24 protein-coding genes are annotated in these 12,597 nt (G+C 61.1%); 12 read left to right on the top strand and 12 right to left on the bottom strand.

Going from position 1 to position 12,597, the window contains the following annotated elements:
- Window positions 1-23 precede the first annotated feature (23 nt).
- From IE187_RS02920 to IE187_RS21695, 12 genes are all read right to left on the bottom strand, one after another.
- Entirely contained in the window at window positions 24-431 is a 408-nt protein-coding gene (locus IE187_RS02920) for a hypothetical protein (RefSeq protein ID WP_189675016.1), read from the bottom strand.
- Window positions 428-658, bottom strand: a complete 231-nt coding sequence (locus IE187_RS02915) for a hypothetical protein (RefSeq protein ID WP_189675015.1) — start codon at window positions 656-658, stop codon at window positions 428-430. The genes IE187_RS02920 and IE187_RS02915 overlap by 4 nt, the downstream gene beginning before the upstream one ends.
- Complete coding sequence (locus tag IE187_RS02910) at window positions 655-1,542, bottom strand: hypothetical protein (RefSeq protein ID WP_189675014.1); 888 nt, start codon at window positions 1,540-1,542, stop codon at window positions 655-657. Before IE187_RS02910 ends, IE187_RS02915 begins: the two co-directional genes overlap by 4 nt.
- Window positions 1,543-1,574: 32 nt before the next feature.
- On the bottom strand, window positions 1,575-1,778 hold the full coding sequence (locus IE187_RS02905; protein ID WP_189675013.1) for a hypothetical protein: 204 nt from the start codon (window positions 1,776-1,778) through the stop codon (window positions 1,575-1,577).
- 151 nt (window positions 1,779-1,929) lie between these two features.
- Window positions 1,930-2,235 (bottom strand): hypothetical protein, encoded by a 306-nt coding sequence (locus tag IE187_RS02900; protein ID WP_189675012.1) that lies wholly within the window; start codon window positions 2,233-2,235, stop codon window positions 1,930-1,932.
- 196 nt (window positions 2,236-2,431) lie between these two features.
- Window positions 2,432-4,783: an ATP-binding protein gene (locus IE187_RS02895; protein ID WP_189675011.1), complete on the bottom strand. Its 2,352-nt coding sequence runs from the start codon at window positions 4,781-4,783 to the stop codon at window positions 2,432-2,434.
- Window positions 4,783-5,226, bottom strand: coding sequence for a RusA family crossover junction endodeoxyribonuclease (locus tag IE187_RS02890; RefSeq protein WP_189675010.1), 444 nt, complete (start codon window positions 5,224-5,226; stop codon window positions 4,783-4,785). The genes IE187_RS02895 and IE187_RS02890 overlap by 1 nt, the downstream gene beginning before the upstream one ends.
- The gene (locus tag IE187_RS02885; protein WP_189675009.1) at window positions 5,226-5,453 is read right to left on the bottom strand and encodes a hypothetical protein; all 228 of its coding nucleotides are present in this window, start codon (window positions 5,451-5,453) and stop codon (window positions 5,226-5,228) included. Before IE187_RS02885 ends, IE187_RS02890 begins: the two co-directional genes overlap by 1 nt.
- Complete coding sequence (locus IE187_RS02880) at window positions 5,450-5,659, bottom strand: hypothetical protein (protein WP_189675008.1); 210 nt, start codon at window positions 5,657-5,659, stop codon at window positions 5,450-5,452. Before IE187_RS02880 ends, IE187_RS02885 begins: the two co-directional genes overlap by 4 nt.
- 1 nt (window position 5,660) lies before the next feature.
- Window positions 5,661-5,936 carry a hypothetical protein gene (locus tag IE187_RS02875; RefSeq protein WP_189675007.1) on the bottom strand — a complete coding sequence of 92 codons (276 nt, stop codon included), beginning with the start codon at window positions 5,934-5,936 and terminating at the stop codon, window positions 5,661-5,663.
- Complete coding sequence (locus IE187_RS02870; RefSeq protein ID WP_189675006.1) at window positions 5,933-6,361, bottom strand: hypothetical protein; 429 nt, start codon at window positions 6,359-6,361, stop codon at window positions 5,933-5,935. Before IE187_RS02870 ends, IE187_RS02875 begins: the two co-directional genes overlap by 4 nt.
- Before the next feature lie 157 nt (window positions 6,362-6,518).
- Complete coding sequence (locus IE187_RS21695) at window positions 6,519-6,698, bottom strand: carph-isopro domain-containing protein (RefSeq protein WP_368855571.1); 180 nt, start codon at window positions 6,696-6,698, stop codon at window positions 6,519-6,521.
- On the opposite strand from IE187_RS21695, the gene IE187_RS02865 reads away from it, so the two are divergent.
- The 12 genes from IE187_RS02865 to IE187_RS02815 all read left to right on the top strand — a co-directional run bounded on the left by IE187_RS02865 (window position 6,687) and on the right by IE187_RS02815 (window position 12,597).
- Window positions 6,687-7,511 carry a S24 family peptidase gene (locus IE187_RS02865; RefSeq protein ID WP_189675005.1) on the top strand — a complete coding sequence of 275 codons (825 nt, stop codon included), beginning with the start codon at window positions 6,687-6,689 and terminating at the stop codon, window positions 7,509-7,511. The genes IE187_RS21695 and IE187_RS02865 overlap by 12 nt on opposite strands.
- Complete coding sequence (locus tag IE187_RS02860) at window positions 7,508-8,224, top strand: hypothetical protein (RefSeq protein WP_189675004.1); 717 nt, start codon at window positions 7,508-7,510, stop codon at window positions 8,222-8,224. Before IE187_RS02865 ends, IE187_RS02860 begins: the two co-directional genes overlap by 4 nt.
- 110 nt (window positions 8,225-8,334) lie before the next feature.
- Entirely contained in the window at window positions 8,335-8,811 is a 477-nt protein-coding gene (locus IE187_RS21230; RefSeq protein WP_229839193.1) for an HNH endonuclease, read from the top strand.
- Window positions 8,808-9,182 (top strand): hypothetical protein, encoded by a 375-nt coding sequence (locus IE187_RS02850; RefSeq protein ID WP_189675003.1) that lies wholly within the window; start codon window positions 8,808-8,810, stop codon window positions 9,180-9,182. Before IE187_RS21230 ends, IE187_RS02850 begins: the two co-directional genes overlap by 4 nt.
- On the top strand, window positions 9,179-9,514 hold the full coding sequence (locus IE187_RS02845; protein ID WP_189675002.1) for a hypothetical protein: 336 nt from the start codon (window positions 9,179-9,181) through the stop codon (window positions 9,512-9,514). Before IE187_RS02850 ends, IE187_RS02845 begins: the two co-directional genes overlap by 4 nt.
- Window positions 9,508-9,642: a hypothetical protein gene (locus IE187_RS21610; RefSeq protein ID WP_268249482.1), complete on the top strand. Its 135-nt coding sequence runs from the start codon at window positions 9,508-9,510 to the stop codon at window positions 9,640-9,642. Before IE187_RS02845 ends, IE187_RS21610 begins: the two co-directional genes overlap by 7 nt.
- A complete protein-coding gene (locus IE187_RS02840; protein ID WP_189675001.1) occupies window positions 9,639-10,058 on the top strand; it encodes a hypothetical protein in 420 nt (139 codons plus the stop codon). Before IE187_RS21610 ends, IE187_RS02840 begins: the two co-directional genes overlap by 4 nt.
- Complete coding sequence (locus IE187_RS02835; RefSeq protein ID WP_189675000.1) at window positions 10,055-10,249, top strand: hypothetical protein; 195 nt, start codon at window positions 10,055-10,057, stop codon at window positions 10,247-10,249. Before IE187_RS02840 ends, IE187_RS02835 begins: the two co-directional genes overlap by 4 nt.
- Window positions 10,246-11,160 carry a YqaJ viral recombinase family protein gene (locus tag IE187_RS02830; RefSeq protein WP_189674999.1) on the top strand — a complete coding sequence of 305 codons (915 nt, stop codon included), beginning with the start codon at window positions 10,246-10,248 and terminating at the stop codon, window positions 11,158-11,160. The genes IE187_RS02835 and IE187_RS02830 overlap by 4 nt, the downstream gene beginning before the upstream one ends.
- Window positions 11,160-12,005 (top strand): recombinase RecT, encoded by an 846-nt coding sequence (locus IE187_RS02825; protein ID WP_189674998.1) that lies wholly within the window; start codon window positions 11,160-11,162, stop codon window positions 12,003-12,005. Before IE187_RS02830 ends, IE187_RS02825 begins: the two co-directional genes overlap by 1 nt.
- A complete protein-coding gene (locus tag IE187_RS02820) occupies window positions 12,005-12,148 on the top strand; it encodes a hypothetical protein (RefSeq protein WP_189674997.1) in 144 nt (47 codons plus the stop codon). Before IE187_RS02825 ends, IE187_RS02820 begins: the two co-directional genes overlap by 1 nt.
- A complete protein-coding gene (locus IE187_RS02815; RefSeq protein ID WP_189674996.1) occupies window positions 12,148-12,597 on the top strand; it encodes a hypothetical protein in 450 nt (149 codons plus the stop codon). Before IE187_RS02820 ends, IE187_RS02815 begins: the two co-directional genes overlap by 1 nt.

The following is a 12,597-nucleotide window of genomic DNA, read 5'->3' as shown; positions in this document are numbered from 1 at the left end:
AACATCGCAGAGACCGCCGCGGTTCACAACGCTCCTCGTGATCGGCCACGTGATCGACGCACTGCGCGCTTGGTCGCAGGCGGCAGCGTGAAGATGGTCGGGACTGTCGCGGCCGATGGGAGTCCAGGCTTTTGGCGGCACAGGTTATCCCATGCCGTCTGCATGTACGCTTTGATCTCTGCGAGCGCGTCCGGGGCATATTCGCCGCCCCAGGGCTTCGCGTCGCCGATCATAGTCGTGGTGGCACCGCCTGTGAAAGGGCCAACCAGAAATTTGAGCAGCCCACTATCCTGTGGCCCGGGCGTCTCGCGTCCGAAAAGGATCTCGCGCTCCCACAATTCGAGCGCGCGGGCGGGTGTCAGCATTCGGCCATGGATATCGCCGTAGCTGTCGAGTTCAGCGAACTCTGCGTCGGTGAGGGGTGTCGTCATCCGTTCATGTCCGCCAGTTCCCGCTTGATTGCCAGTTCGACCGCCTTCGCCTCGGCAATCTCGGTAGGAATGTCACGCATATGAACCCCCGTCTGAGCCATCAGCGCGCAGCGCTGAGCGATCACAATCCGCCACGTGTCGACGCATCCATGCGAGTGACCGAGCTTGCAGAAGTGCCAACCAGTGACAGCAGCAGACGCGGCAATCATGACGATGTTGAGGATCACAAGCCTTCTCCCCCATCCAATTCCCCACCCAGCAAGATAACCTTGATCTCGGCATACGGCCGCATGTAGCCGCGCTCGTCGAGGTAGCGGGGGTCAAGGTCCGGACGCGGCTCCGGCGTGCTCTGAGAGGCAGGATCGGGCGCGACATCACCACCCGGCGCACCAACCTCGCGCGTCGGCAGCACATGCCCGATCCCGCCGCGCAGCAGGTACGCCGCTAGCTTCAGCATCACCGTGACGTTCGTGTACCGGCACCGGGCCTCGCGAGCTGCGTCGGTGATCGTCAGTTCCTCGAGTACGACCAGGTCGAACGTCTTGCGCATGTCGTCGGGGATGAAGGCGGCCGCGAACCGGAAGTTCTGCCGCGCCTCGACCTGCGCCGGCGTCTTGCCGCCGTGCCCATATGCCTTCTCGCCCGGGATCTGCTCACCCCATGCCGCGGCGGTCGCCGACAGGTCGAACCCGCAGCCCTCCCACGCCTTGCGGTACCATAGGCAGGCCGGAAAGGTGTCGTCGTCCAGCACTCCGCGCTTGTGGAGCGCGATGATCCGGCTGTGCTGGACGCGGCGAAGTGTCGGCACTGTGCGGATCGTGCCGTCGGTCTTATCCGGGATGTATTCGGCGAATTCCCCCGTCCGCAGCAACTCCGGTGTCGGTTGCAGTGCCGTGTCGGCGAGGTTGCCGAACTTGCCTTCCTTCACCTCCGCCAGCGCTTCACGCCGCTTCCGTTCGGTCTTCGTTCCGGCCCGATCGCGCCGCAGGATGCCGTCAACCCGCGCCTGTTCGCGCTCCATCAACTCGGCAATCGAGGGCCTGCCGACCCCATCCCCGTTATTCCCCGCCCCAGAAATCATGGTCGTCACTCCCAAAATAATTACCGCCATCGCCGCTCGAAATTCGTTTTTAGTTCCGCAAATCAGCCGCTCGGCTTGCGCTTGCCGTGGACCTTCTCGGCCAGGATGATCAGCTGCTGCTGGTCTACCCAGCTCGTCAGCCAGGCCGGATCGATCGCTACAAACCCGCGGTCGTGCCAACCGCGCGCGGCGATGCGCCGGGCGGCGTCCGGATCGGGCTCGCGCATGGAGCCCGCGTGCGCGGCGAGGGAGGACCGAAGCGTCATGCCGCATCTTCCTCGCGGTCGTGGTGGGGCACCGGGCGCTGCGCTGTCCGCGTCATCGGCTCCCCGCACAGCCAGCACTCGCCAGCGGTCTCCGCCTGCGTGGAGCAGGGGATGCAGCACCAGGGCATCGGCTGGCGGGTGGGGACGGTCATCAACGTTCGGCTTGGAATCGCTTAGGCAAGCAATCGCTCGCCAGCATGTCGCGGTATTCGGGGATGACGATCAGCGCTTCATGGATCTGTTCGGCTGGGATCTCGTAGAACGCGGCTACATGCCAGGCGTCGATCATCATCTGCAGGCGCCGCCCGTTCGTGTCTTTCTTCCGCCAGTGGGCGAAGCACGCGCCAACACTCGATTGATATTCATCCGATAGCCCTTTGGTGTCGGGGTGGCGAACAACCGCAACCTTCTCACCTCGGGTCCACACCAGCATCGCATTCTCAAGTTCGATGTCCATTCTGCTCATTCTTTCATCTTCTGCCGCGCTCCCGAAAGCGGGGCGGAGAATAGTATGTAATACTATAGGGATCTCCGCCCGCCGATCTCCGCTAATGTTTTCAATGTCTTAGCATTTCACTTCCGCATCTCCGCCACATCTCCGCTTCCAATCTTTTCAAAGACTTAGCTATGTCGCTTCCGCCGACTTCCGCCGCTCAGTTGGGCCATTTGTTGACCTTCAAACCGACCAGTTTCGTCTTCTTGTCAGCCATCTCGGACACCACCATTTCGGCGTGAAACCAGTCGTCGAGCTGCTTCTTGGCGACGAATTTCGAGACCCCGTATTCGCGCTGCATGAAGCCGATCGCGTATCGGTCTTGTGAGTTGGCGGCGGCGCTGAACGGGCGACCAGCACGCCAGCGGGATTCTATATGCTTAAGGAAGTCGAGGCACTGCATCTCGGTCATGGCGGTGACTTTCTGGGCCGCCCTCTTCCCGGCATCGTTCGCATCCGACAACAGTCCGTTGTCGGACCGCATGTACGTATGGACCTCCCAATCATGCTCATCGTTCGCCTTGACGACGGCACCGTGCACGACACGCTTCGGCCGATATTCGACGCCAGACTCTTGGCAAACGCGCCGTGTGGCGTCCTCGCTAGCGGACCACAGGGCATAGGTAGCGCGCGCGCCGTCGATCAGTGCCGTTGAGCCTCGGATAGCCTCTCTTGCCTGATCAGCGGTGTCGATCGTGGCTGCGCCCTCTTTGCGCATGTGATGGCAGGCGATGATGGTCGCCCCGGTCGATGCGCAGATGCGGGCCAGTGACGACCACATGAACTGACCAGCTGCGGGGTCTGCGGTAATGTTGGCTGTGACGAATGCCTGGAGCGGATCAAGGATGACCAGCTTGAGGTCCGGGATTGCCTGTAATTGCGCGATCAATGCCTCAAGCTTTGCAGTTTGCATGAACTCGCCAGACTGCCCGGCGATCAGCGTCATAGGGCCGCCGACATCCGGCAGTGGAACGACGAACAAACGACCAAGCGCGGCGGCTCGGCGCCCGCCTGTGTCAATAGCGGCCATGCGGCGATGAACGCTGTCCTTCGCGTCCTCAGCGCCTAACACGACGACTGAACCGTGTTCGCGAACGGGCCCGCCTAAAATTCGGCGCGTGCCGTTCCCCGCGATGACCTCCGACGCGATGTCTAGTGCAAGATCGATCGCCATGAAGCTCTTGCCAACACCGCCCATGGCAGCGAACAAGGCCGGGACACCTTGCGGTATCGCACCCTCGCAAAGCCACCGAATAGGCGGCGCTTCGCCTGCATAACGGTCTGTCGACCAGTCGGTGAGGCGGAAGCCTAGAGCGTCAACGCATGCTTCTGCTGCTACTTCCGCCTCAGCTTCCGCATCAATTTCATATCCTAGCTCGCCCGCGTCCTGAACCCATTCCGGCACTTCCTCCCATCCGGGGTCCTGGTCATCACCGCGGAAATTGACCTGCACCACATTGCCGCGTTGCTCGCGTCCTAGAGCGCGATATGCCTCCTTGTGGTCGCCATTGTGCTTGTAGTGGGCATAGAGATCATAGGCGTCGCCGAAGCAGCCGCTCCGGTGCTTATGGCCTAACCCAGACGCAGCATCGCTTCCCGACAGGCTGACCCACTTTTCTTCGATGATGCGCGTCGCATAAGTGTCTCCAGTTTGAAGCGGCGAACGCCAATCATCTGGGCAGCGCGGGCTTTGCGTGTATCCGCAAATCTCGAGCATGGTCGCAACACTGTTTGTCGCGTTGAACTGCTCGATGAGATTGACGCCCTCGCGTTGTGGTCTGTTAGCCCGGCGCTCAGATGCCGCCTTGCGCAATGCTTCCCGTTCGCGATCATCGGCCGCACGCTGCTGACGCAGCGACGAGATGCCGCCCGCCACGATGCCGCGTTCGATATTCAGGCCAGGAGCGGTAAGACCGCTATTCGCCGTCTGATAATAGATCGGGTCACCGAAGGCATCGCGCAGTGGCGTGCCATCCTTATAGGCGATTGGGACATTCGGCAGGTAGATCGGCTGGCCTGCGCGTGACAGCGCATGATCCATCGGGATGCCGGCGCTTTCCATGAAGGTGAAGAGCGCGCACTGAGCGTCGAACCATTGGGCAAAAGGCCATTCTCGGTCGAGCGGGAACACCATGCGCCAACGCTGGTCTCCATCACGCGAATGCGAACTCGAATAGACGAGCCATGCAGCGCCATCGGCAAAGCGCTCAGTTGCTGCCTGGATCGTCTCAAGCGATAGATCCCAGCTATCGACATCGCCAACCAGCGCGACGAACGCGCCATGCTCGCGCTGCGCTTCATGCGAACGAGCGTCGAAAGAACGATAGGTGCTCGCCAGGAAGGCATCGCCCGCCATCTTGGACTTGGCCTGCGGCTCCATCGTGAAGATCGACGCGAGCGTTACCGAGCTGTAATCCTCGCCTGTCTCGATATGCGTATCGTGCTGCCCACCAAAGGTCGCCACACGGTAGCTATTCCAAGATGGTGCGGCGTTTTCGTGAAGCGTCGCCATCACTGATCATCGCCTTCAATTTCCATGGTGATGACGAGCCGGGGGGTGTCGGAATACCGCTTGCGCACGATCAGATCGGCGATCTGGCTGTCATCTTTGAACAGGATTGCGTTGCAGCCATCGAGCGCCGCCTTCGCATAATTGTCTGCGTCGGGCCGCGTGACGGGCTTTATCAGACCATCCAAAGCCAACGCGCGCTTGGCCTTCGACATGGCCTTGGGCATGCCTAGGAACGCTGTTACCGTGACCACGACTGGGCCATCGACAGGCCGGCGATCGCCCATTGCACGGGCCGCGCTGCACCGGATCAGATCCTCATAGGCGCGTGTCTTGGCTGGGGTGTACATGCGTGCGACACCGCCACGTGCGGTCGCTCGAGCGCGGCCCTTAGCGACAGGGATACCGGGCACCATGAAGGTGACGAGCAGCGATTCCGGCGCCATCAGACAATCCCCCGCAGCGCCGCACGAAACGCGCGCGCCTCGGCAAGACGGCATTCGATCTGCCGCGTGGGGAGCCCGCCCTTGCCGCCATGCCGACGCTCGAGCGTCTCAAGCGTGATCGCGGCAAGCGACGCATCGCTGGTGTTGGCGAGGAACATCGCAAGCTCGGTGCCATGCGATGCCTTGGTGCGCTGGAAATCCGGCTTGCGGGATGCGTTGCCCCTCATGCCATCTCTCGCTCAAGCCAGCGAACGCGAGCAGCGATATCATCGTCGATGATCTGCTTGCGCTCAGCCAGCGTGAACCCTTCGCTTTCCATCTTGCGATGTAGCGCGGCATATTCATCTGGGCACCAAGCTGGGCAGCGGTGCAGACGGCAGCGGTTGGTGCGTGTGCTGACCGCATTGTCGCATTCGATGCAGGTTTTGGTCATGTCAGGCCTCACATCCGAAAGCCGCACGCGCAGCAGCGTTCCCGCCGCGCACCGGGCGATTGTCGATCTCAGCAGCGAGAGCATCAGCCAGCTTGTCCGCTGCTCCCGCATGCTCGATGAGTGCATTCAACAGCGTGGTTGCGTGCCGGTCGAGCAGGGGGAGTTCGCCGCGCTCAATGCGCAAAACAGTCGTGCGAGTGACGCCGATCGCATCGCCGACGCGCTGGCGGCTGCCGTAGATGGTGACGGCCCAGGCCATGATCTCGGCGCGGGTCATGCTGCGACGCTCCGAGGCTTGCGGATCTGCGCGCAACGCTCGAGCCATTCGCCGGCGCGGTGATACAGCGCGCGCATCACTTCCTCGCCGTCGAGATACTCGGTATGGACAATCTCGCGACCGCCAGGGCCGTCCGGGTGGGTCGCCTCGTTAAGCTTCACCAGTGCGCGCGACAGCAGCAGGTTCAGGTCGTCGACGCAGCACACGGCATCCTTGGGCACGATCCGCACGCCAAGGGCGTCGGCTATCTCGTCAAGCACCTGGTCATCAACGGACGCCGCATCAATGATCGTGGCGAAGTCGGGCATCGAGCCCTTTAGGTGCTTGTCGATTGCTGCCGTGGTGACGTCGAGCGCGTCGGCAAACGGCTCCTTGCCGTAGCGAGCGATGCACCGTGCCCATCCGACCATCAGCAGGTCATGCACACGCGACTTGCCGAGTTTGCTGCGATTGCGAACGATTGTTTGGCGGGATGCCATTAGTTCGTCTCCACATGATGTTGTTGACCCCCGCCATCCCGTTCGCTGTCGCTGCCTGGCGCGTGCTGTGGCGGCTGGAGGTGCGTGGGGAGGGTGGGGGAGGTCACGCTGCGGCGTTTTGCGCGACCGTTTCAGGCAGCGCTAAAACGCCGGGCAAGCGCGTGTCAGGGATGCGCTTTCGCTCCCACCACCCTTGCACTGTCGTATGGTTACGATGCCCGAGGGCGCGCGCTAGCGGTCGGATACCGCCGCGCTCTGCGATGATGGTCTGATGCTCGTCCATGAAGGCACGGTACGTACGGAACGTACGTTCGTCAAGGGCGTGGATTACGTACCTGAATTTTGCGACAATACGTACATGTCATCCACAAAAACCACAGGCGAGGCGCTGATTGCGCTGAAAGAGCGAGCCAATTTGTCGCTCGAGCAAATCGCGAAAGCGGCTAAATACCGCGGTAAATCGTCAGTGCAGGAATACTTCAAGCCCGAGTATGAAAGCCCGCTAAGTGCCAATGTAGCGGTGAAGCTCGCAACGGCATTCGAAGGCAAAGGATCGCCTGTAATAACATGGGACGATGTTATCAGTTTAGCCGGTGTCAGCGCGAGACCTAACGCACGCCCGGTGCAATTCGAGGGCGCATCTGAGCAAAGGATGAATTTTGACCTGCCTATTTACGGAACTGCTTTAGGCGCGGAGGTCATTGTAGAGGGTGAGGCGATAGAGCAAACGACGTTGAATAAGTCCGAGATTATCGGTTACGCGCAACGGCCGGTTATGCTGAACGGCGTGTCCGACGCATATGGTTTGCACGTCCAAGGTTCTTCGATGGACCCAGTTTATGTAGATGGTTCATTCATCGTCGCCCAACGGGGCAGACCTCTCCGGATCGGTGACGACGTTGTTGTTTATCTTCGCCCCCGTGACGAAAGCGATGATGGGGAAACTGCGCGCCAGGTGATGGTGAAACGTCTTGTACGCCGGTCCGCTCAGTTTATCGAGCTTCGGCAGTTCAACCCGGATACGACTTTTCGTATATCGATGGATGACGTTTTACGCACCGATCGGGTGATGACGCTGGGGGACCTTCTGTCATGAAATATGTTGTTGCAGCAGCTATGGCCGGCGTGCTGGTCTGGTGCTCGCCGGCGATAGTTCATGCCGACAGGGTGCAGACCGAATTCAAAACGGTCTTTGGTGACAGGGAGGCAAGATACGTCGGGGAGCAACGAGCGTCGTTAGAGAAACGTGATGCGGCGAAAGCCTCTTATGAAACCGCGTCGAGCAGGAATGACCCGGCACAAGATAGCGGCCGATATGCGCATAATGAGCTAGTCAGGGCTACTATAGGCCTCGGCTATGCCAATGGCCGGCTTGCCTCCTTGAAAGATTTCGACGTTTTTTTCGCGAAACGCCCATCAATCACAAGCATCGACCTTTTCATGCAGGAGCGCGTATCGAACCTGCAGCGCATGGCACAAGCCTCCAAGGATCAGGTAGCCAGCTTGAACGGGGCAGATCCTAAGTCGGTTCAGGATTTTGTCGGGAAAGCATTCGCCGCGATGCAATATAGCGGTTTTGTCCAAGGGTATGGCGACGAAACCCGTTTGATCGACCAGAACCTCGAGGTCTATTCAACCGCAGAGCGAAATGCGTCAAACAGGCGCCGTGATGCCGTTTCTGCTATCTTGTCAGGGCTGAGTTCGGGGGCAACGCAATATTCAAATTCGCTGCAATCGCGAGCTTTCCAAGCGCCTACTACCACTCGGTGCGTGTCTAATCCTGGTAATGTGACCTGCACGACGCAGTGATGCCGTACGTTTTTTAGAAGAGCGTACGTTTTCTGATTGACGCCCGTACGTACGTACGTTAGAACTCCCTCCATCGAAGCAGCCACCCCCGGCTGCAGACGGAGGCGAGAATGCAGGACGCGGCAACGCTCCCAGAAAAGCTGCAACGCTTTTCAATATCCGAAAATGGATGCTGGAACTGGAATGGATCGCTGTGGGCGAAAAGCGCGCGGCCCCGTTACTGGGATGGAAACGGAAAATGGCGTTGTGCTTATCGCGCAATCTATGCGGCATTGGCTGCGCCTATTCCCGAAGGCCTGACTCTCGACCACCTTTGCATGAACAAGGCATGCGTCAACCCGGGCCACCTGGAGCCAGTTTCGATGGTGGAAAACCGCCGCCGGTATGATGCGAGCAACGTCTCTAAGCCGTTCGAGCGCGTCAGAAATAATAAGATTACCGAAGAACAGGCAGTCGAGATCGTACGGTCGCCTTTGAGCAACCGCGAATGCGCGGCGCGCTTCGGCCTCTCGTCGGGTAATGTGTCCCGCATCCGCACAGGTAAACGCTGGGGTTACGCTACCGCAGAATTGCGAGCGCAGTCGTGAACGCGCCGGTCATTTTCAGCAAGGCGGTCCTAGCCGACAGCCTCGCGCGCCACAGCCCGCAGCCGGCCCCGTGGCACCGCACCCCAGCCGCCCGCGCTGCAATCGCAGCCGTCGTGCTGGCAGACGAGCGCCCCATCGGACACCGCACGACCTACGCGCTGACCGCCGACGAATGGCACAGCTACGAGGGCCCGCTTGCCGGCAAGGTGTGCGCGCTCTGGGCTGCGGCCTACGAGGTCGCCGATGCGGCGTATCTTGAGGGCGACCGGGACGCGCTCAACGTGTTCTTCGCGCAGCCGCGGCTTGATGCTGCGATCGATGCGGCGTTTGCGCGGCGTGATGATGCTGCTCTGCGGAGTGCGGGGAAGTGACGCACGTACATCCCATCAACGCCGCAACGGTCGAGGTCAAATGCGCCCGCTGCAAAACCCCGTTCATGGCGCGTGTGGCCGATCGCAAGCGCGGCTGGGGCAAGTTCTGCTCCAAGTCGTGTAAAGCGATCAAGCAGACGCAACAGGGTGGTGGGCGTTCGAAACTGCCCCGGCCCAATGGCTTCACGCCAATGCTCTACAAGAGCTGTGACGTTTGCGGCGGCCCCGCGGTCAATGGCGTTTACACCAACGATCGCGACCATCCGATCCAGTGGGGGTGCGCGCTGCACCACGACACCACGCCGTTTATCGACGGGCATGGGCAATGGTGACCACCCTCGCCAAGATCCGCGCGGCCTTCGCCAACAGCCCCGAGCCGATCTCCGAGACGATGCAGAGCGCCGCGCACGTCGTGATCGGCTTTGCCCTGCTCATCTTCATCATGGGAGCATTCGCATGAACGCCATCTCCTTCGCCCCGCCGGTCGCGCAAACGCTTCAAGAAGCGATCGCTGCAGCGAACCTTTGGACTGCCACGGCGCGTCCGATCGCCAAAGCTATGTTCGCCCTTCAAGATGCACAGTCAGACCTTGTGACGGCTCGATTTACGGCTCGCGGCGAGAAGCGTTGGAATGAACCGCAGGCATGGGACGAGTACGCGCTGAAAAGCGCCAGCGACGAGATCGACAAGCCGATCAATGAACTGTTCGGGCACATCGAGGGCATCCGCGACAGTGTGATGTGCGACAATTACCGCAGCCTGTCGTTCGATGCATCCGACGAGGAATGCGATGTTGTTGGCGTGTTCAACGACGATCTGGACCGCTCTGTTCTGAGCGTGGACGCCTTTGTTAAGCAGATGGGAGACGAGGCATGAAGATCGCGGGTCTCGAAATCGGCGATCCAACGCCCGAGCTGATCAAGGTAGCAGAGTCCCTCGGGCTCTATTGCTTCGGCCATCCTGCAGAGCCTGAATCAATTCGCGGCAAAGGCTGGAGCGCTGATTGCCCGAATTGTGTCGCCAGCAAGTTCTGCTGTGACGAGCACTACCAAGGCCCCTCGCTGTGACCGCGCAGTCGCTCGGGATCGCCGGGGATGGGGACGACGCATTTCGTTCGCAGGTGGTCGGCGCAAGCGAGGTCGCGGCGTTGTTCGACGCATCGCCGTGGCTCACCCATTTCGAGCTCTATCACCGCAAGACGGGCGGTATCAGCACCCCGGAATTCGGCGGCAATGAGCGCATCGAGTGGGGCGTGCGGCTGGAACCCGTCATCATTGAGGCCGCGCGCGAGCGGTATGGCTATGAGCTGCTCGACACGCCAAAGCGCTTCGACAACGGAAAAGGGCTCGGCGGTCATCCCGACCAGATGGCCTATTGCCCTGCGCGCGGCGGTCCCGGCGTGCTCGAGGTCAAGACCGCTGACTGGCTGGTCGCGAAGAAATGGGGCGACGAACCACCGCTGAATTACCTGCTGCAGAACCAGACCTATCAGGGATTGGCAGGCGTCGCCTGGGGTGACGTGATCGTGCTCGTCGGCGGCAATGAGTTACGCCGGTTCAAGTACGATTTCAGGCCCAAGCTGTTCGCCGAGATCGAGGCGCGCGTCGTGGCGTTCTGGCAGGCTGTTCGTGCTGGCGATGCTCCGACCCCGGATTTCGCGCGCGATGGCGATGCAATCCGCGAACTGCTCGGCGAACCGACAGAGGAATTCGCAGACCTGCGCGGCGACAACGATGTCGACGGGCTTGCGGCTGATTTCCTCAATGCGAAGGCCGCGGCGAAGGATGCTGAGAAGCGCGCCGAGGAAGCCAAGAACCGGCTTCTGTTCAAGATCGGCACCGCAGGGACGGCCCTGCTTCCGAACCACCGTGTCGGCTGCGCGCTGACCAAGGGCTCGCCCGACCGCATCGCAGAGGCTGGCGAAATCATCAAGGGGCGCAAGAGTTACCGGCGCTTCGACCTTAAGGAGATTGTGTGATGGCTACCCAACTGACCGTTCAAGAACAGCGCCGCTACGAGGCGCAAGCGATCGTTCAGACGCTCGGTAAGATGGCACCGCAATTCAAGGCGGCACTGCCGGCACATGTCAGCGTCGAGAAGTTCACGCGCGTCGCATCGACCGCAATCCAGAATACGCCCGATCTGCTCCAGGTCGACCGCGCTTCGCTGTTCTCGGCATGTGTTCGACTGGCGCAAGATGGCTTGCTCCCCGATGGGCGCGAAGCTGCGATCGTGAAGTTCGGCGACAAGGCGCAGGCGATGCCCATGATCGCCGGCGTGCTCAAGAAGATCCGGCAGTCTGGCGATGTAGCCAAGGTTTCGGCGCAGGTCGTCTATTCCGAGGACGAATTCATCTGGTCGCTCGGCTTCGACGAGGATGTGACGCACAACCCGCCGAAGCTTGACCAGCCGCGCGGCATGCCGATCGGCGCCTATGCAACCGCTGTGCTCAAGGATGGCTCGCGACTGCTCGAGGTGATGTCGCTCGAGGAAATCGAGAAGGTCCGCAACGTCAGCAGAGCCGCCAAGAACGGGCCGTGGGTGGCCTGGTGGGGTGAGATGGCGCGCAAGACCGTGATGCGCCGGTTGTCCAAGCGCCTGCCGATGTCGACCGATATCGAGGACGCATTCGACCGTGATCCGAGCATGGAGGGTAATGGCACCGCTCCGGTCCTGCAGGCTGTCAAGAGTGCGCCTGTGCCGATGTCGCGCCTCGATGCGCTCGAGCATCACCTTGAGGGCGAAGACGCGACCTTCGAACCCGAAGGCAAGCCCGACGCTGACCACGGTGAAGGCTTCACGGACGAGCGGGGAGTCGCCTGATGTACGCCAGTTACAAACAGTCCACCGCCTACCAGCGCAGCCAGAAACCCATCTACCCGCTGTCGTTCTCCGGCAAAGCGCACCTCGCCGTTGTGCCGCAGACTGACGCGCCGTCGCGGTTGGGGCGGGAGGGGCGGTCGTAATGGGACGCAGCGGATATACCGAGGATGGCGACTTCGACAACTGGAGCCACATCCGTTGGCGTGGTCAGGTCGCTAGTGCCATGAAAGGCAAGCGCGGGCAGGAGTTTCTGCGCGAACTTATCGGAGCGCTTGATGCGTTGCCCGAGAAACGCCTCATAGCCCACGACTTATCCACTGGCGGCAATGTGTGCGCGATCGGAAGCGTGGGTATCCAGCGCGGTGTCGATATGTCGAAGCTAGACCCTGAAGACCCGTGGGCAATCGCGGAAGCATTCGGGATCGCTCAGCAGATGGTTCGAGAAATTGAATACATGAATGATGAGGGGGCATACGACGAAACCCCAGAACAGCGCTGGCGGCGCATGCACCGCTGGGCTTCGGCGCATCTCACAAAAGCACCAGCCATGCCCCACCCCCGCCAACACGGCGATGCTGCAACCCGGTTTTGA

This window comes from Sphingomonas glacialis, from assembly GCF_014653575.1.
Lineage (GTDB): Bacteria > Pseudomonadota > Alphaproteobacteria > Sphingomonadales > Sphingomonadaceae > Sphingomonas > Sphingomonas glacialis.
Note: the sequence above shows the minus strand (reverse complement) of the source record. Positions and strands in the feature narration are given on the sequence as shown.